Consider the following 16993-nt stretch of genomic DNA (forward strand, 5'->3'; position numbering starts at 1 on the left):
GGCCTACCTCGGGACGAGGGGCCCGGGGACCGGAGAGGTCAGAACTTGATGCCGCCGAGCAGGTTGGCGAGGCTCGCGCCGCCGGCCTGGATGCTCGGGGCGATGGCGGTGCCGGCGAGGTAGAAGCCGAAGAGGGCGCAGACCAAGGCGTGCGACACCTTGAGTCCGTCCCGGCGGAAGAAGAGGAAGGCGATGGTGCCGAACAGGACGATGCCGGAGATGGACAGGATCACGGGGTCTGCTCCTCAGAGGGGGGACAGGAAGGACCACTGCCGTGGGAATGGCGGCGGTGAGCGGTCCGCGAAGCCATACAGGGGACAGTGTCACGGAAAGTTCCCTTATCGTGACAAAAAGTAATAGATGATGGAACGGCGCAAATGGGTGGACTTTGCGCGAAGCCGCAGGCCGGAGGCGGGTCGGGAGGTAACGGGGCATCGACCCGGCGGTCCCGGCGACCCTGGGGGACCCGGTGCCCGGGGGTTTTCCGGCGTGGTTTCCGGAGTGACGGATGTGATGGGTGGGGTTGATGGGGAATCGGCGCAATTCCCCCGAACGGGTGCGTGACCGATCGCCCGGAGTGTCGTCACCGAATGCCCGCATTGCGGACAACCGCTGGCCCTGGCCGTCACCGGCCGGTTACGGTGCGGGGGCACCACGCGGCGGGCCGGTGCGCGCCGCCGCGCCCTCTCCTGTCAACCCTCCGTAGTGAAGGGCCCGTGATGGCCGACGAGCGCGACCCCCAGAACCTTGCAGACGACCAGGGTGCCGATGCCGAGCTGATCGAGCTGGCCAGCCGGATCTTCGGCGCCGCCCGGTCCGGTGACCAGGCGGCGCTGGCCGCCTTCCTGGACGCGGGCACGCCGGCGAACCTGTCGAACGACAGCGGCGACACCCTGCTGATGCTGGCCGCCTACCACGGGCACGCCGACGCCGTCCGGCTGCTGCTGGCGCGCGGCGCGGACCCGGACCGGGCCAACGACCGCGGGCAGACCCCCCTCGCCGGTGCCGTCTTCAAGGGTGCCGACGACGTGCTGAGCGCCCTGCTGGAGGGCGGCGCTGACCCGGAGGCCGGCCAGCCGTCGGCCGTCGCCACCGCGCAGATGTTCGGCAAGGACGACCTGCTGGCACGGTTCGCCGCGCGCTGAGGCGCTCCGCGGACCCGGTCCCGGAAGGCTCGAAAACTCTGACGGACCGTAGATCATCAGGTCCTATGCTTGTCTGCTATGGAGCTTCGTACCACTGGCTATGACCACCCCGACGCCGAGCTGCTGACCGCCGAGGTCCAGCAGGAGTACATCCGCCGCTACGGCGAGATTGACGAGACGGTGATGCACGCGGAGCACTTCGTGCCGCCGCAGGGGATCTTCGTGGTGGCCTACCTGGACGGCGCGCCGGTCGCCTGCGGCGGCTGGCGCGCCAAGGAGAGCGGTGGGCCGGGCCTGCAGGACGGCGATGCCGAGCTGAAGCGGATGTTCGTCGTCCCGTCGGCCCGCGGCAAGGGGCTGGCCCGGGCCGTCCTGCGCCACCTGGAGGCCGCCGCCGCCGAGGCGGGGCGGGCAAGGGTGATCCTGGAGACCGGCAGCGAGCAGCCCGAGGCAGTGGCGCTCTACACCTCGGAGGGGTACCAGCCGATCACCAAGTTCGGCTTCTACCGGGAATCCCCGCTGAGCATCTGCCTGGGCAAGGAGCTCGACCGGTCTGAGCGAAGCCCGCTGCGCAAGATTTCTTCACATTCCTCGTGATTTACCCGTGCGGTGCCGCCGATTGGCTGGTTACTTCATTGGTCACGGTGAATTCCCACTACTCCGGACGTGGGTTCATTCCCCCCGGAGGTGCATAAACCGCGAATGGGGCGGTTGGGCTGGGCTAGCGTCGTCTCCGCTGCGTCAGTGGGGTGGCCTCCGGAATCGTCCGGACCACTTGTCATGCCCATCCGCTATTTCCCGGGAGACACCGTGCACGAAAATTGCCAACCGGAAAGCAGTGCGGCCGCATCCGCCGGTCGCCGGCTCGCGGTGAACGCGCTCGCCGCCGACGGTCCTCACCGCCGTCGTGTCACCGCCGGAGCACAGCGATGAACGGGGGCCGACTGGACACGCGGCCGACCGTGCAGCCGGAAGCCGCGCCCGAAACCGCGCCCGCGACCGTTGCGGAGTCGGACGAGAACGCGCACGTGCTGGCCTGCCCGACGCGCTGGAGCGATGTTGACGAGAACGGGCACATCAACAATGCCCGACTGGTCGGCTACATCCAGGAGGGAATCCACGACCTCTTTTACCACCACGCTCGGTCGGTCCAGGATTCACTCTTTCCGGCCGGATTCCTGATCGCCCGCCACGAGATCGATTATCTGGAGCAGTTGCACCACCGGCCGGAGCCGCTGCTGGTGCGCTTGCAGGTGGAACGGCTTGGGCGCAGTTCCGCCCAGGTCAGGGTGGACGTCTGCCGCGAGCCCTTCACCTACATGACGGCCCGCACGGTCGTGGTCGCCCGGGACCGTACGTCCGGGCGGTCGCGGAAGCTGAGCCAGTCGGAGCGGCGGTTCCTGTCGGACTATCTGACGGACAGTCCGCATCTGGCGCAGACACAGGTGAAGACGAGGCCGGTGCAGCCGAAGAAGACGTCCCTGCCCAAGGTGCCGCGGGCCAGGTCGCGCTCGGGCGCCGTCCCGAGGAGCCGTCGGGGCTGAGGCTGCGGGCCCGCCCGGAGCGGGCGGGCCCGCCGGCCTCAGGAAAGCACGGCCTGCGCGTCGATCTCCACCAGCATCGCCTCGTGCGGCAGCTCCACGAAGACCGTGGTGCGGCAGGGCTTCACCCCGGAGCCGACATACTCCTCGATGAACTCGGAGTAGGCCTCGTTCATCAGCGCGAAGTCCGCGCGCTTGGTCAGGTAGACCCGGAACATCAGCACGTCCTCGACGCTCGCGCCGGCCGCCTCCAGGATCGCCCGGACGTTCTCCAGGGTGCGCCGGGTCTGCCCTTTCACGTCGCCGAGGTGGACGTGGGCGCCGGTCTGCGGGTCCTGCGGGCCCTGGCCGGAGACCTGGAGGAACGGGCCCTTCCGGACGCCCTGGGAGTAGGCCCAGGCCGGGGCCGGGGCGCCGTCGGTACGGATCTCGGTCTTGTCGGTCATGTCGCTCATCTCGTTCGTCTCGTTCGTCTCACAACGGGGGGCCGGGGGTGGCGCCGCAGTCGGCGGAGACGGCGGCGGCGGTCGCCAGCAGCTGCGGGAGCAGGTCGAGCACCCGCTCGTACGGCAGGACCAGGTCCGGCACCGAGATCGAGGCGGCGGCCACCACCCGTCCGGCGGCATCGCGGACGGGTGCGGCCACGCAGTTCATGAACGGCTCGTGCTCGGCGTGGTCCTGCGCCCAGCCCTGGTCGGCCACCGTCGCCAGTTCGGCGAGCAGGGCCTGCGGGGTGCGCAGGGTGCGGGCGGTGAAGGGGGTGAAGTCGATCCGGGCCACCGCCCTGCGGCGCTCGGCCAAGGGCAGGTCGGCCAGCAGCACCTTGGAGACCGCCGCGCAGTGCAGCGGCACCGGCAGCCCGATCCGCGAGTACATCCGCACCGGCTGGCGGGACTCGTACTTGTCGATGTAGACCACCTCGCCGCCCTCGTAGGCCGCCAGGTGCACGGTCTGCCCGGTGGCGGCGTTGAGTTCGGCCAGGTGGGCGGCGGCGATCCGGCGGACCGGGCGCTGCTCCAGGGCGCGGCTGGAGAGGGCGAAGAGCCCGGCGCCCAGGTGGTAGCGGTAGTCGGCGTCGCGGTGGACCATCCGGGCCTCCTCCAGGCTCTGCAGGAGTCGCAGCACGGTGGTCTTGTGCACGTCGAGCAGGGCCGCGAGCTGGTCCAGCGAGCGCTCGCCCTCGCCCAGCTCGGTGAGCAGCCGCAGGGCACGGGTGACGGTCTGGCTCATCGGTCGTCTCTCCTGGTCTGTACGAGTAGTGGGGAGACGATGCCAGACGCGTCGACCCTGGTCGCGGCCCACTGCGCGGGCGTGGCGTCCAGCAGGCGCGCGACGACCTGCGGGGCGGGTGGGCGGGCGCGGTCGCCGGGGGTGGTGAGCGCGGCGGCGGCGCAGAGGTGGCCCAGGCGCAGCCGGCGGCGCTGGTCGAGGCCGCGTGCGGTGGCGTGCAGGTAGCCGGCGGCGAACGCGTCGCCGGCTCCGGTGGCCTCCACCACGGCGACGGCCGGCGCGGGTTCGGTCACCGTCCGGCCGTCCCGTCCGATCGCGGTGGCCTGCCGATCGGCGTCCTTGACCACCAGCGTGGCGGGGGAGGGCAGCAGGGCCCGCAGGGCGGCCGGGTCGCCGGTGCCGAGCACGGCCTCGGCCTCGTCCGCGCCGAGCAGCACCAGGTCGGCGGCGTCCAGCAGGGCGGGCAGTACGGAGGCGTCGCGGCCGTGCCAGAGGGCAGGGCGCCAGTTGAGGTCGAAGCTGACGGTGCGTCCGGGGCGGCGGTCCGCGAGCAGGGCGTGGAGCAGGGCGAGGCAGCTGTCGGAGAGGGCCGCGGAGATCCCGGACAGGTGCAGCAGGCCGGCCCCGGCCAGCAGCGCGGCCGCTGACGGGTCGTCGAGCAGCGAGGGGCCGAGGGCGGCCGCGGCCGAGCCGGTGCGGTAGTAGTGCAGGCGGCTGCGGCCCGGGCCGAGGTCGCGCGGGTGGGTGCCGGGGGAGCCGACCTCCTTGACGTACAGCCCGGTGGGGCGCAGCGGGTCGACGGCCACGGCGGAGGTGTCCACGCCGTGCGCGGCCAGTTCGGCGGTCAGGCGGCGGCCGAAGCCGTCGTCGCCGACCCGGCTGATCCAGGCGGTCGGGGTGCCGAGGGCGGCGAGCGTGCAGGCGACGTTGGACTCCGCGCCGCCGATGGTGTGCCGGAAGCTCTCGACGCTCTCCAGCGGTCCGGGCCGGTCCGGGAGCAGGACGGCCATCGACTCGCCGAGGCAGACCGCTGCCACTGCTGCTGCCGCCACCGAAACGCACGCCCCTTCGTTGACCCTGGTTGCGGGTCGATGCTAGAACGGGACGAGCACTATATGCAACGCAGATTGCGTATGTTGCAACATCCCAGTTCGGAGGCGCAGTGGTGACTCAGTCCGATGCACGTGGAATCGATGCGGTGCGGGTGGCCGCGCTCGCCGAGGAACGCCTGGACTGGCGCTTCAAGGCCCTGCCGCCCGAGGCCTGGGGGCTGACGGTCGCCGAGTACCTGGCCACCGCGCCCACCCTGGCCGACTTCGGGACCCCGTTGCTGACCCTGGACGCGGGCGCGATGGCGCACAATCTGCGCACCATGGCCGACTGGGCCGCCGCAGCCGGGGTCCGGCTGGCCCCGCACGGCAAGACGACGATGGCGCCCGCGCTCTGGCGCGACCAGTTGGAGGCCGGCGCCTGGGCGATCACGCTGGCCAACCTGCCGCAGCTGCGGGTCGCCCGCGCCTTCGGGGTGCGCCGGGTGCTGCTCGCCAACTCCCTGCTGGATGCGGCCGGACTCGCTTGGCTGGCAGGAGAGTTGGACGCAGACCCGGAGTTCTCGGTGAGCTGCTGGGTGGACTCGGTGCAGGGAGTGGAGCTGATGGACCGGGCGCTGCGCGCCGCCGGGGCCCGGCGTCCGGTCCACGTACAGGTCGAACTGGGCGGCCCCGGCGGGCGGACCGGCGCCCGCGACCTGGACGCCGCGCTCGACATCGCCCGGGCCGCGCACGCCGCGGACACCCTGCGGCTCTGCGGCCTGGGCGGCTACGAAGCCGCGCTCGCCAAGGACGCGACCGCGGCCGGGCTGGCGACGGTCGAGCACTACCTGGAGCAACTCGCAGCGCTGCACGACCTCATGCGCGCCGAGGGGCTCCTCGACCAGGCCGACGAGGTGGTGCTGACGGCCGGCGGCAGCGCGTACTTCGACCAGGTCGCCCGGGTGCTGACCCCGATCGCGCGGGCCCACCCGGACACCTGCGTGGTGCTGCGCTCCGGCGCCTACCTGGTGCACGACGACGGCTTCTACCGCTCCATCTCGCCGCTGGTACGCGGCGCCGAGGGTGGTGAGCCGCTGCGCTCGGCGATGCACGGCTGGGCCCGGGTGCTCTCCCGGCCCGAGGACCAACTCGCCCTGCTGGACGGCGGGAAGCGCGACTTCCCGTACGACCTCGGCCTGCCCGAGCCGCAGTTGGTGCGCGGTGCGGACGGGCCGGTCGCGCTGACCGGCACGGTGACGGCGCTCAACGACCAGCACGCCTTCCTGCGCGGTGCGGGCGACCTGGCGGCGGTCGGCGCGGTCGTGCGCCTGGGCCTCTCGCACCCGTGCACCGCCTTCGACAAGTGGACCCTGATCCCGGTGCTGGACGACGCGGACGGCGCCGACCCCCGGGTGGTCGACCTGGTCCGGACGTTCTTCTGATGCCCGAGCTGCTCTTCCGCGGCGCCACCGTGATCGACGGCACGGGCGCCGACCGGAGGCGCGCCGACGTCACGGTCGACGCGGGCGTCATCACCGGCGTGGGCGGAGAGTTGACTGGGCATCAGGTCATTGATGCCGAAGGCCTGGTGCTCGCACCGGGGTTCATCGACATGCACGCGCACTCCGACCTTCGGATGCTGGTGGAACCGGCTCACCCCTCCCGGATCACCCAGGGCGTCACCTGCGAGCTGCTCGGCCAGGACGGCCTCTCCTACGCGCCGGTGGACGACACCACGCTGCCCCAGCTGCGCCGCCAACTGGCCGGCTGGAACGGCGATCCCGAGGACTTCGGGTGGGACTGGCGCACCGTCGGGCAGTACCTCGACCGGCTGGACCGGGGTGTCGCGGTGAACGCCTGCTATCTCGTCCCGCACGGTTCGCTGCGGATGCTGGTGCTGGGCTGGCAGGACCGCCCGCCGACACCGCAGGAGCTGGTGCGGATGCGCGAGGTGCTCGCGCAGGGGCTGCGCGAGGGCGCCGTCGGCCTGTCCAGCGGGCTGAGCTACCCGCCCGGCCGGTACGCCGGGACCGACGAACTGGTCGCGCTCTGCGAACTGGTGGCCGCGTACGGCGGGTTCCACGCGACGCACCAGCGCTCGTACGGCGCAGGGGCGTTGGAGGGCTACGCGGAGATGGTCGAGATCTCCCGGCGGTCCGGCTGCCCGCTCCACCTGGCGCACGCGACGATGAACTTCGGCGTCAACGCGGGCCGGGCCGGGGAGCTGCTCGACCTGCTCGACCGGGCGATCGCCGACGGCTGCGACCTCACCCTGGACAGCTATCCCTACCTGCCGGGATCCACCACGCTGGCCGCCCTGCTGCCCGGTTGGGCGGCCGAGGGCGGTCCGACGGCGGCGCTGGCCCGGCTCGGCGACCCGTCGGTGCGGGCGCGGATCGCGTACGAGCTGGAGCAGACCGGCAGCGACGGCTGCCACGGCGTGGTGGTGGACTGGGCGACCGTCCAGATCTCCGGAGTGCGCGACCAGCGGCTCGCCCCGGCAGTCGGCGCCACCGTCGCCCAGCTGGCGGCCGAGCGGGGCAGCAGCGGTGCGGAGGTCTTCTTCCAGCTGCTGCGCGAGGACGAGTTGGGCACCACGATCCTCCAGCACGTCGGCCACGAGGAGAACGTCCGGGCCATCATGCGCCACCGCTCGCACACCGTGGGCAGTGACGGCCTGCTGGTCGGGGCCCGGCCGCACCCCCGGGCCTGGGGCACCTTCCCGCGGTATCTCGGTCACTACACACGGGAGTTGGGGGTGCTCACGCTGGAGGAGGCGGTGGCCAGGATGACCGGGCGCCCGGCCCGCCGGCTGCGGCTGCACCGGCGCGGCCTGATCCGTCCCGGCTACCACGCCGACCTGGTGCTCTTCGACCCGCAGACGGTCGGGGCCGGCGCCACCTTCGAGGATCCGTGCCGGCCGGCCACCGGTATCGAGCACGTCTACGTCAACGGCACCGCCGTGCTGCGGGACGCCCGGCCCACCGGAGCGCTCCCCGGCCGCGCGCTGCGCCGTACCGAGCGGGGGACCAGAGCCCGATGACCGTTCCACCCACCGATCAGGCCCTGGAGCTGCGGGCCGCGCTGGCCGCCGACCCCGTGATCGCGGTGGTCCGGGCGCCGCGGATCCCCGACGCCGTCGCGCTCTGCGCCGCGCTCGCGCAGGGGGGCGTCCACTGGGTCGAATTCACCTTCACCACACCGGGGGTGACCGATCAGCTGGCCCGGGCGGTGGCGGCTGGCACCGGCTGCCGGATCGGCGTCGGCACCGTCCTGACGGCCGAGCAGGCCGAGCGGGGGATCGCCGCGGGCGCGTCCTTCCTGGTCACGCCGGGCTGCCGACCGGAGGTCGCGCGGGCGGCGCGCGGCGCGGGCGTCCCGGTGGTGCTCGGCGCGCTCACGCCCACCGAGGTCGGCCGAGCGGTGGATCTGGGGGCTGCGGCCGTCAAGATCTTCCCCGCCCGGGCGTTCGGCCCCGGGTACTTCAGGGACCTGGGCGGCCCCTACCCGGACGTCCCGTTGGTGGCCTCGGGCGGCGTCAGCGCGGGCAACGCGGCCGAGTTCCTGGCCCACGGCGCGCTGGCCGTCTGCGCGGGGTCGGAGGTGGTGGCGCCGGAGCTGGTGGCGGCCGGCGACTGGGCCGCGATCACCCGCAGGGCCGGGCTGTTCACCGCCGCCGCACTCGGGCGGCGGTGAACAGCCCGGTCGGGCTCAGATCTTCGCCAGGAAGGCGTCGGCCATCACCTGGTAGCCGGTGTCGTTGGCGTGGATGTCGCCGCGCGCCATGTTGGTCCAGGTCATGATCCGGTCCACGTTCAGCGGCACCTGCTGGCCGGCCAGCGGGACCAGCGGCAGGAAGGAGTTGGTGCTGAACGCCTTGGCGACGTCGGCCGTCGGCACGCCGTGCACGGCGTCGACCACGTCCAGCGTGGTGTTCAGGGTGTCCGCCAGCGGCACCGAGAGGCCGGCCAGCACCTTGCCCTTGTCGCCGGTCATCCAGGCCGCCAGGAAGGGGTCGTAGAGGTTCATCCCGACGATCTTCGTGTGCGGGCCGGCCGCCGCCCTGAGCCGGGTCAGGATCGTGCCGAGGTCCTTGCCGGCCGTGACGATGCCCTTGCCGGCGCAGACGATGTCCAGGTTGCCGCCGGTGGCGCAGCCGTCCACGTTGTTGGCGCCGATGTCCAGGGTGACCGTGACGTCGTCCCGGTGGTGGTCCTTCAGATAGGCGACCGCCGCGTCGACCTGCGCACCGGCGTACGGGTGCGGGTAGGGGCAGCCGCCGTTGATCATCGATCCGGTGGTCTCGCCCGGGCAGCCCAGGTCGGTGAAGGAGAACGGGTGGCCGGAGTGCTCGGCGCGCTCGCCCAGGGTGCGGGCGAGGTCCTGCGCGTAGCCGTGGCCGACCTCGCTGCCGCCGCCCGGCAGGGTCTGGTAGCCCGCCGCGAGCGAGTCGCCGAGCGCGAGGTAGTAGTGCGGGGTGCGGCTGGGGGCCGCCGCCGAGGCGGGGGCGGCCGAGACGCCGAGCAGGGCGCCGCCGAGCAGGACGGCGCAGGCCGCCCGGTGTCTGCGACCGGACTTGAGTGAACGCATGGACCCTCCCGAAGTGACCCGCCCGCCGCCCGGGTGGCGCGGCGCGGGTCGGACCCGGTGAGGTTACTGCCTGGTAGATCAACTGGTAAGGGGTCTGACCAGGAAATCTTCCGGGCGCTGGAGGCGGCTCAGAGTGCGGTCGGAGCGGAGGAGTCGACGGACGTGCCGGGTGCCGCGAGGGCCTGGCGGGCCTCCTCGGCGGAGGGGGAGTCGACGTCCCGCGCGGCCACCGCGGCCAGCGCCGCCTGGTACGCGACGGCCAGGGCGTCGGCCGGCGCGGTCTCGATGTCGGGGGTGATCCCGACGCCCTCCCAGTTGACGCCGGAGGTCGGGTTGATCGCGCGGGCGGTCGGGATCGTCGCCTCCAGGTGCGGGTGCATGGTGAAGCCCTGGCGCGGGTTGGCGCCACCGCCGGTGCGCTCGCCGACCACCACGGCCCGGCCCAACTGCTGGAGGTCGTACGTGAGTTCCTCGCCGCCGGAGAAGGTGGCCCGGCTGGTCAGGAGGTAGAGCGGCTTGGTGCCGCCGAACTTGGCGCCGGGGACGAACGGCCGGCTCCAGAACTGGCTGTAGTCGTCGTCCTCGCGGTCGTACAGGGTGTTCAGGTGGGTGGGCCGGTCCAGCAGGTAACTGGCGATCTGGGCCACGGTGTTCGGGTCGCCGCCGACGCAGGCGCGCAGGTCGATGATCAGCGCCTCGGCGCGGGCCACCAGGTTGAGGGCGGCGGTCACCGACTCGCCGGTCATCGAGAGCGGGAAGAGGATCGGGGAGAGCTCCAGCAGCGCGACACCGCCGGCGAGCCGCTCGATCTTCGGCACGCCGCCCATCGAGAGGTCGGCGGCGCGGGTCATCTCGGCCATCGCCGCGCCGTCCTCGCCCGCCGGGATCGTGCGGGGGTGGAACTTCAGCCGCAGGTGGCGGTCGTTGTTGACGGACTGCAGGTCCTCGGTGGCCAGGCGGCCCAACTCCTCGGCGTCCGCGGCCTGGTGGTAGCGGCCGGCGGCGAGGCTGTCGTCGAGCACCGCGGTGATCTCGGCGGCGACGTCGGGGAAGACGTAGCGCTCGGTGACCAGCTTGCTGGTCTCGCCGATGATGGCGGTGATCTCGGCGGGCTGGAGCTGGGCCATGGTGGTTCCCCCTGGAAGTGTGCGGCGGTGCGCTTCGGCATGAGTAGATCATGGAATCCGAGAAAGCGTCAACAAATCTCGACACTTAACTTTTGGACCTGCCCGGACATGCGAACAGCGTGCCGGGGGCTTGCTGCCGGCACGCCGTTCAGTGCTGTTGCGTCAGGGGGCGGTGATCAGGCCCAGGGCGATCAGGTCGTCCAGCGGTTCGAGCACGCTGCAGGTGCCGAAGGCGGTGAACTCCCGGCGGGTGGCGGCGATCTGATCGTCCGTCAGCTTGGCGGCGAGGTCGGCCAGGACGGCACCGGACCGCTCGGCGAGCAGCTCGGTCACCTCGGACGGGGTGGCGCGCTCGGCGGCCGCGTGGGTGGCCAGCAGGACGTTGAGGAAGCCGTGGTGCTCGAAGCCGGTGGCCGGGTCGGTGTGCCGCAGCGCGTTGTGCAGGCCGGCGGTGCACTTGAACGCCAGCTCGCGCTCGGCGCAGGCCAGCAGGAACGCGGCGAGCTCGTCCTCGCTCGGGAAGGCGGCGGCCGCCGTCCCGCCGGTGCGGAACTTCGCGCGGTACCGTGTGCCGGCCAGCACGTCCAGGGCGGCCGGGATCCCGGGCCCGCGCGGCACCTCGACGGCGCCCGCGGCCTCCGGCGGCAGCAGCTGCTCGAAGGCCGCCACGACCCGGCGGACCCCCTCGGCCGGTTCGACGCCCGGGTCGGCGGCGACCTCGGCGCCCACCACCCGCAGGCCGCGCCCGGCCCGTACGGCCCGCAGCGCCGGCTCCAGGCCGGTGCTGCCGCCGGGCACGATCACGCCGATCCGCAGCTCCTCGGGATCCTGGGCGACGAGCGTCGCCAGCCCGCCGGCGCCGCACAGGAAGGGGCCGACCAGCTCCGCGTACCAGGCGGCGCGGTGCACCAGGTGGGCGGGGACGGCCTGCTCGAGCGGCAGCTCCCCGGGCGGGAAGATCGCGGCGTCGTCGCAGAGTCCGCTGAACAGCGGGGGCACGGCGCTCCGGTCGGTCGTCATGGGTCCCGTCCTTCTAGGTGTCGACACAGGCTCTGAGCCTGCCGCAGCCCGGCCGTGCAATCAAGGTGGGCCCGGGGTGCAGGCGGCAAGTCGCGAAAATCTGACGGTCCGTCAAGAAGCTTGACGGGGGGCACGGGGCGTGCAGGGCGAGTATTTCGTGGGATGAATTGCGATCCGCATTGCTATGCGACTCGCGCGAAGGCTATGAGCCCCGGCGCGAGAAAGCTCAAGGCATCCTCAAATATTGGTCCAGACTTTAGCCCTAAAGTTGTCAGCGAGCGCCACGATACCGCTTGACCTGCACAGATGGGCCCCGGTGGCCATCCCGCGACGTATTAAGAGTTTCATGCTATGAGGTCACTCGAACGTAACTATTCGGCCATTGGGTCTTTGCAGATCCCTAATCGCCGGTTAGCGTTTGGCCACTCTCACTCCGCCGTCATTGAAGAGGGTTCGTGACATGGCAGTTGTTGACACAATATCTCCGCCGACCTCCGGATCGGGGACCAAGCTCCGCCGCGAGATCGGACTGATCGGCCTGCTCTGGGCTTCGGTCGGCTCGATCATCGGTTCGGGCTGGTTGTTCGGAGCGAAGAACGCGGTGATCGTCGCCGGACCGGCGGCCGTCATCTCGTGGGGGATCGGGGCCGTCGCGATCGTGCTGCTCGCACTGGTCCACGCGGAGCTCGGGGGGCTCTTCCCGGTAGCAGGCGGCACGGCCCGCTACCCGCACTACACCTTCGGTGGCCTGGCCGGCATGTCCTTCGGCTGGTTCTCCTGGCTCCAGGCGGCCACCGTGGCGCCGATCGAGGTCGAGGCCATGATCGGCTACGCCGGTCACTGGTCCTTCGCCGCGCACTTCCTGAACAACAACGGGACGCTGACCAAGTCGGGCTTCGTGGTCTCGGTGCTCCTGATGGCGGTCTTCGTGGCCGTCAACTTCCTCGGCGTCCGCCTGCTGGCCCGCACCAACAGCGCCGCCACCTGGTGGAAGATCGCCATCCCGCTGGTGACGATCTTCGTGCTCGCGCTCACCAACTTCCACTTCGGCAACTTCACCTCGCACGGCTTCGCGCCGTTCGGTGTCAAGGGCGTCCTGGGCGCGATCAGCACCAGCGGCATCATCTTCGCGCTGCTCGGCTTCGAGCAGGCGATCCAGCTGTCCGGTGAGAGCAAGAACCCCAAGCGCGACATCCCGCGCGCGGTCATCGGCTCGGTCTTCATCGGCGCGGTCATCTACACCCTGCTCCAGGTCGTCTACATCGGCGCGCTGCCCGGTGCCTCCTTCGTCCACGGCTGGACCAACCTCGCCTACGAAGGCATCAAGGGCCCGTTCGCGGGTCTGGCCACCGTCGTCGGCCTGGGCTGGCTGGCCTGGGTGCTCTACGTCGACGCGCTGATCTCCCCCGGAGGCACCGGCCTCATCTACACCACCTCCACCTCGCGGATCTCCTACGGTCTGAGCAAGAACGGCTACGCTCCCCAGCTGTTCGAGCGCACCGACGCCCGCGGCGTGCCGTGGTTCGGCCTGATCATCTCCTTCGTCACCGGTGTGATCTGCTTCCTGCCGTTCCCCAGCTGGCAGCAGCTGGTCAGCTTCATCACCTCCGCCAGCGTGCTGATGTACGCCGGCGCCCCGCTCGCCTTCGGTGTCCTGCGCAAGCAGCTCCCGAACCGCGAGCGCCCCTACCGGCTGCCGCTGGGTGACATCGTCGCCCCGCTGTCCTTCGTGGTCGCCAGCCTGATCATCTACTGGTCCGGCTGGGACACCCTGTGGCGTCTGGGCCTGGCGATCATCCTCGGCTACCTGCTGCTCGGCTCCTACGCCGCGTACGCGATCAAGAAGCAGCTGCCGAACGCGCCCCGGCTCAACTGGAAGTCCGCGCAGTGGCTGCCGGTCTACCTGATCGGCCTCGGCGTGATCTCCTGGCAGGGCGGCTTCGGTGTCGGCGCGCAGGGCAACATCCCGCTCTGGGTGGACATGGGCCTGATCGCGGCCTTCTCGCTCGGCATCTACTACTGGGCCCGCGCGGTCGCGCTGCCCGCCGAGGAGATCGAGCGGAACATCGCCGACGTCGAGGTGGTCGACGAGGGCGGTCACTGACAGCCCCGCTCAACCTCGCAACTCCCCGCATGACGGCCGCCGCCGCCCAGGACCCCCACCCTGGGCGGCGGCGGCCGTCTGCGTAGCATGCGCAGCATGACCTCTCATGGGATCCCTGAAGGCGTCGGCCGCACGGCCATCGGCGTGGCACGTACCCGGGCGATCGAGAGCAGCCGCCCGGACCGGCTCTTCGACGACCCGTACGCCGCCGGATTCGTCACCGCCGCGTACGGCGAGGTGCCCGAGCGCAAGCCCGGCGAGGTCTCGCCCGGCATGATCGCGATGGCCCGCAACCTGGTGGTGCGCACCCGGTTCTTCGACGACTACCTGCTGGAGGCCGCCGCGGACGGCTGCCGACAGGTGGTGGTGCCCGCCGCCGGTCTCGACACCCGGGCCTTCCGGCTCGCCTGGCCGGACGGCGTGCGGTTCTTCGAACTCGACGTGCCCGAGGTGCTGGCGTTCAAGGAGCGGGTGCTGGCGGAGCAGGGCGCCGTCGCCGCCTGCCGCCGCACCGCGCTCGCCGCCGACCTGCGCGAGGACTGGTCCGCCGTGCTGAGCGGCGCCGGCTTCGACCCGGCGGCCCGTTCGGTCTGGCTGGTCGAGGGGCTGCTCATCTACTTCGACTCGGACGAGGCGGCCCAGCTGCTCACCACCGTCGGCGAACTGTCCGCCCCCGGAAGCCGGTTGGCCCTCACCCACGGCCCCGGCCGGCGTGACCGCGACCTGCTGAGCGGCGACGAGGTGGCACCCGAACTGGCGCCGGTCGCCGCCCTGTGGCGCGGCGGCCTGGACGAGGACCCGGTGACCTGGCTCGCCCGCGACGGCTGGCGCGCGGCCCGGCACGACCGCGCGGCGGCCGCCGCCTCGTACGGTCGTCCCAACTACGTGTCCCCGCAGGCCCGTTTCGTCACCGCCGAGCGAACGCGGGAGGGTGCGTAGCGGGCCGTCAGCTGCCTGGGAGGGGGCGCTCCTCTTCCACCAGTTGCTTGAAGTGTTCCAGGTCGCCGCGGACGGTGCGTTCGATCGCGGCGACCTGGGCGAAGCCGTGCGGGCCGCCGAAGACCTCGCGGACGGCGTCCGGCTCGTACTCGACGCGGACCTGGACGCGGGTGGTGCTGGCGTCGATCGGGAGGAGGGCGAAGGTGCCCTTCAGGTGGGCCTCGTCCATGGTCTGCCAGGTCATGACCTGGTTCTGGCCGCGGTCGGTGATCTCGGTCTCGAACGCCCGCTCACTGCCGTCGACCTCGATGTCGAGGTGGGCCCTGCTGCCGCCGTGGGTGTGGGCGTGCAGCACGCCGTCGACGAAGCGCGGGTAGTCGTGGACGCGGTGCAGCTGCTCCCAGGCCACCTGTATCGGCACGTCGACATCGATCTGCTCTTCGAGCCTGCTCATCCGGCGCCTCGCCTTCTCCAGCTTGCTGGTGGGTCCCCGCCGACCTATCCAGCGTGCGCCCTCCGCGCGGGGGCGGGCAACTCAGCCAAGGCCCGGGACCTGCTCGGCCAGGGTGTTCCAGAACAGCAGCTCGTAGTGCTGCAACAACCGCGCGTAGCGCCGACCGAGGGCGATCCGCTCCGGCGTCAGGCCGCCGGCGGTGATCACGGAGACCGCCTCGTCCTCCAACTCGGGGGCCGGTACGGCGAAGAAGTCGAAGAAGGCGCAGGAGGCGTCGTCGAAGCCGTAGCGGCGGCGCAGGGCGCGCGCGGTGATCGCGCAGTACTCGCCCCAGGCGGCGAAGTTGGCGGTCAGCGCCAGCACCACGGCGGTCGGGTCGCCGTTCAGGGCGAGCCAGGCCAGGTAGTTGGGGTAGCTCTGGCAGCCGGCCAGCGGCTCACGCCCGGGCCCGGTCGCCGCGTCCCGTCCGCAGCCGGCGGTGAAGGACGCCAGCGCGGTGAGCGCGCGGGACTCGCCGTCGGCCAGCCGGCTGAAGTAGCCGCCGACGGGGGAGTCGGAGCAGCGGGTGGCCAGCAGCAGGAAGCTGCGCCGGTCGCTGGTGATGACGTGGTGCTGCTGGGCGGCGAGTTCGCGCAGCACGGCGAGCGGCGCGGTGCCCTGCTCGATCGGCGCGATGAGCCGGTTCGCGCCGTCCTCCGGGGCGAACTCCCGGCGGATGCTCTGCAGTACCTCGCGTGGCGTCGGGGTCATCGGCTTCCGCCTCCTGTGGCCGCCGTGCGGACGGGCTGACGCGGCTCAGCGTAGACGTTCACCGGGGGTGTCGAGGAGGTCGCCAGGACGTGTCGCTCAGGTCTTAGAAGATCGACCAGCCGGTGGCGGTGGTGAAGGCGTCCAGGGCCGCGACGGCGCCTACCGAGTTGCCGGCCCGGTCCAGGGCCGGTCCCCAGGCGCAGAGCGCGCCGCGGCCGGGCACGATGGTCAGGATGCCGCCGCCGACCCCGCTCTTGCCCGGCAGGCCGACCCGGTAGGCGAACTCGCCGGCCGCGTCGTAGGTCCCGCAGGTCAGCAGGACGGCGTTGATCCGCTTGGCGTCGCTGCGCGAGAGCAGTCGGCTGCCGTCCGCGAGCAGTCCGTGCCGGGCCAGGAAGAGGCCGCTCAGCGCGAGGTCCCGGCAGCTGGCGGTGAGTGCGCAGTGCGCGTAGTAGTTGCTCAGCACGTCCTCGACGGGGTTCTCCAGGTTGCCGTAGCTCGCTATGAAGTGGGCGAGCGCGGCGTTGCGGTGGCCGTGTGCGGCCTCGGAGGCGGCCACCGCGGGGTCGGTGTCGAGCAGCGGGTTGCCGGACTCGGCGCGCAGGAAGTCCCGGACGGTCCGGCCGGCGTCGCCGGTCAGCGTCAGCAGCCGGTCGGTGACCACGATCGCGCCGGAGTTGAGGAAGGGGTTGCGTGGGATGCCGTTCTCGGACTCCAGCTGGACCAGCGAGTTGAACGGCGTGCCGGAGGGTTCCCGGCCGACCCGGTGCCAGACCGACTCGCCCCCGGTGGCCAGGGCCAGCGCGAGGGTGAACAGCTTGGAGATGCTCTGCACCGAGAACGGCTGCTCCCAGTCGCCGGCGCCGTACACCGCACCGTCGACGGTCGCCAGCGCCAGGCCGAACGAGGCCGGGTCGACCTCGGCGAGGGCCGGGATGTAGTCCGCGACCCGCCCGGTGCCGAGCACGGGCAGCGCGGCTTCGGCGGCGCGCTGGAGTTCAAGCTGGTAGTTCATACGATCATTCTGCACGGGGGCGTGGCGCGCCGAGCGGGCGCCGGTCA

At 72.0% G+C, this 16993-nt stretch carries 18 protein-coding genes; 8 read left to right on the top strand and 10 right to left on the bottom strand.

Features of this window, described 5'->3' with window-relative positions:
• Positions 1–38: 38 nt before the first annotated feature.
• Complete coding sequence (locus P3T37_RS03470; protein WP_035840595.1) at positions 39–233, bottom strand: hypothetical protein; 195 nt, start codon at positions 231–233, stop codon at positions 39–41.
• A 486-nt stretch (positions 234–719) separates the two neighbouring features.
• Here P3T37_RS03470 and P3T37_RS03475 point away from each other — a divergent pair, with 486 nt between their 5' ends.
• The 3 genes from P3T37_RS03475 (at position 720) to P3T37_RS03485 (ending at position 2689) form a co-directional block, all read left to right on the top strand.
• Entirely contained in the window at positions 720–1145 is a 426-nt protein-coding gene (locus P3T37_RS03475; protein WP_280721889.1) for an ankyrin repeat domain-containing protein, read from the top strand.
• A gap of 78 nt (positions 1146–1223) precedes the next feature.
• The gene (locus P3T37_RS03480; protein WP_280721890.1) at positions 1224–1742 is read left to right on the top strand and encodes a GNAT family N-acetyltransferase; all 519 of its coding nucleotides are present in this window, start codon (positions 1224–1226) and stop codon (positions 1740–1742) included.
• A gap of 332 nt (positions 1743–2074) precedes the next feature.
• On the top strand, positions 2075–2689 hold the full coding sequence (locus P3T37_RS03485; protein ID WP_280721891.1) for a thioesterase family protein: 615 nt from the start codon (positions 2075–2077) through the stop codon (positions 2687–2689).
• A gap of 38 nt (positions 2690–2727) precedes the next feature.
• On the opposite strand, the gene P3T37_RS03490 is transcribed toward P3T37_RS03485, so the two are convergent.
• Genes P3T37_RS03490 through P3T37_RS03500 form a run of 3 tightly spaced genes read right to left on the bottom strand, consistent with a single transcriptional unit; the run spans position 2728 to position 4968 of the window.
• Positions 2728–3132 carry a RidA family protein gene (locus P3T37_RS03490; protein WP_280722112.1) on the bottom strand — a complete coding sequence of 135 codons (405 nt, stop codon included), beginning with the start codon at positions 3130–3132 and terminating at the stop codon, positions 2728–2730.
• 28 nt (positions 3133–3160) lie between these two features.
• Positions 3161–3916, bottom strand: a complete 756-nt coding sequence (locus P3T37_RS03495; protein WP_280721892.1) for an IclR family transcriptional regulator — start codon at positions 3914–3916, stop codon at positions 3161–3163.
• The gene (locus P3T37_RS03500; RefSeq protein WP_280721893.1) at positions 3913–4968 is read right to left on the bottom strand and encodes a sugar kinase; all 1056 of its coding nucleotides are present in this window, start codon (positions 4966–4968) and stop codon (positions 3913–3915) included. The genes P3T37_RS03495 and P3T37_RS03500 overlap by 4 nt, the downstream gene beginning before the upstream one ends.
• 113 nt (positions 4969–5081) lie before the next feature.
• Here P3T37_RS03500 and P3T37_RS03505 point away from each other — a divergent pair, with 113 nt between their 5' ends.
• Genes P3T37_RS03505 through P3T37_RS03515 form a run of 3 tightly spaced genes read left to right on the top strand, consistent with a single transcriptional unit; the run spans position 5082 to position 8643 of the window.
• Entirely contained in the window at positions 5082–6389 is a 1308-nt protein-coding gene (locus P3T37_RS03505) for an alanine racemase (RefSeq protein WP_280721894.1), read from the top strand.
• Positions 6389–7990, top strand: a complete 1602-nt coding sequence (locus P3T37_RS03510) for a D-aminoacylase (protein WP_280721895.1) — start codon at positions 6389–6391, stop codon at positions 7988–7990. The genes P3T37_RS03505 and P3T37_RS03510 overlap by 1 nt, the downstream gene beginning before the upstream one ends.
• Entirely contained in the window at positions 7987–8643 is a 657-nt protein-coding gene (locus P3T37_RS03515; RefSeq protein ID WP_280721896.1) for a bifunctional 4-hydroxy-2-oxoglutarate aldolase/2-dehydro-3-deoxy-phosphogluconate aldolase, read from the top strand. The genes P3T37_RS03510 and P3T37_RS03515 overlap by 4 nt, the downstream gene beginning before the upstream one ends.
• Positions 8644–8658: 15 nt before the next feature.
• Here the strand turns inward: P3T37_RS03515 and P3T37_RS03520 are convergent, their stop codons facing one another.
• From P3T37_RS03520 to P3T37_RS03530, 3 genes are all read right to left on the bottom strand, one after another.
• On the bottom strand, positions 8659–9537 hold the full coding sequence (locus P3T37_RS03520) for an SGNH/GDSL hydrolase family protein (RefSeq protein ID WP_280721897.1): 879 nt from the start codon (positions 9535–9537) through the stop codon (positions 8659–8661).
• Positions 9538–9665: 128 nt separating this feature from the next.
• Complete coding sequence (locus P3T37_RS03525; protein ID WP_280721898.1) at positions 9666–10664, bottom strand: S41 family peptidase; 999 nt, start codon at positions 10662–10664, stop codon at positions 9666–9668.
• A 162-nt stretch (positions 10665–10826) separates the two neighbouring features.
• Entirely contained in the window at positions 10827–11684 is an 858-nt protein-coding gene (locus P3T37_RS03530; RefSeq protein ID WP_280721899.1) for a hypothetical protein, read from the bottom strand.
• 460 nt (positions 11685–12144) lie between these two features.
• Between P3T37_RS03530 and P3T37_RS03535 the strand changes: the two genes are divergently transcribed.
• Positions 12145–13788, top strand: a complete 1644-nt coding sequence (locus P3T37_RS03535) for an APC family permease (protein ID WP_280721900.1) — start codon at positions 12145–12147, stop codon at positions 13786–13788.
• Between the two features lie 96 nt (positions 13789–13884).
• Positions 13885–14727, top strand: coding sequence for an SAM-dependent methyltransferase (locus P3T37_RS03540; protein WP_280721901.1), 843 nt, complete (start codon positions 13885–13887; stop codon positions 14725–14727).
• A gap of 7 nt (positions 14728–14734) precedes the next feature.
• Here the strand turns inward: P3T37_RS03540 and P3T37_RS03545 are convergent, their stop codons facing one another.
• The 3 genes from P3T37_RS03545 to P3T37_RS03555 all read right to left on the bottom strand — a co-directional run bounded on the left by P3T37_RS03545 (position 14735) and on the right by P3T37_RS03555 (position 16946).
• Positions 14735–15181, bottom strand: coding sequence for an SRPBCC family protein (locus tag P3T37_RS03545; protein ID WP_280721902.1), 447 nt, complete (start codon positions 15179–15181; stop codon positions 14735–14737).
• A gap of 81 nt (positions 15182–15262) precedes the next feature.
• Positions 15263–15931 carry a transcriptional regulator gene (locus tag P3T37_RS03550; RefSeq protein ID WP_280721903.1) on the bottom strand — a complete coding sequence of 223 codons (669 nt, stop codon included), beginning with the start codon at positions 15929–15931 and terminating at the stop codon, positions 15263–15265.
• Positions 15932–16034: 103 nt separating this feature from the next.
• Positions 16035–16946: a glutaminase gene (locus P3T37_RS03555; protein ID WP_280721904.1), complete on the bottom strand. Its 912-nt coding sequence runs from the start codon at positions 16944–16946 to the stop codon at positions 16035–16037.
• Between the last annotated feature and the right edge of the window lie 47 nt (positions 16947–16993).

Source organism: Kitasatospora sp. MAA4, assembly GCF_029893355.1.
In the GTDB taxonomy this organism is placed as follows: Bacteria; Actinomycetota; Actinomycetes; order Streptomycetales; family Streptomycetaceae; genus Kitasatospora.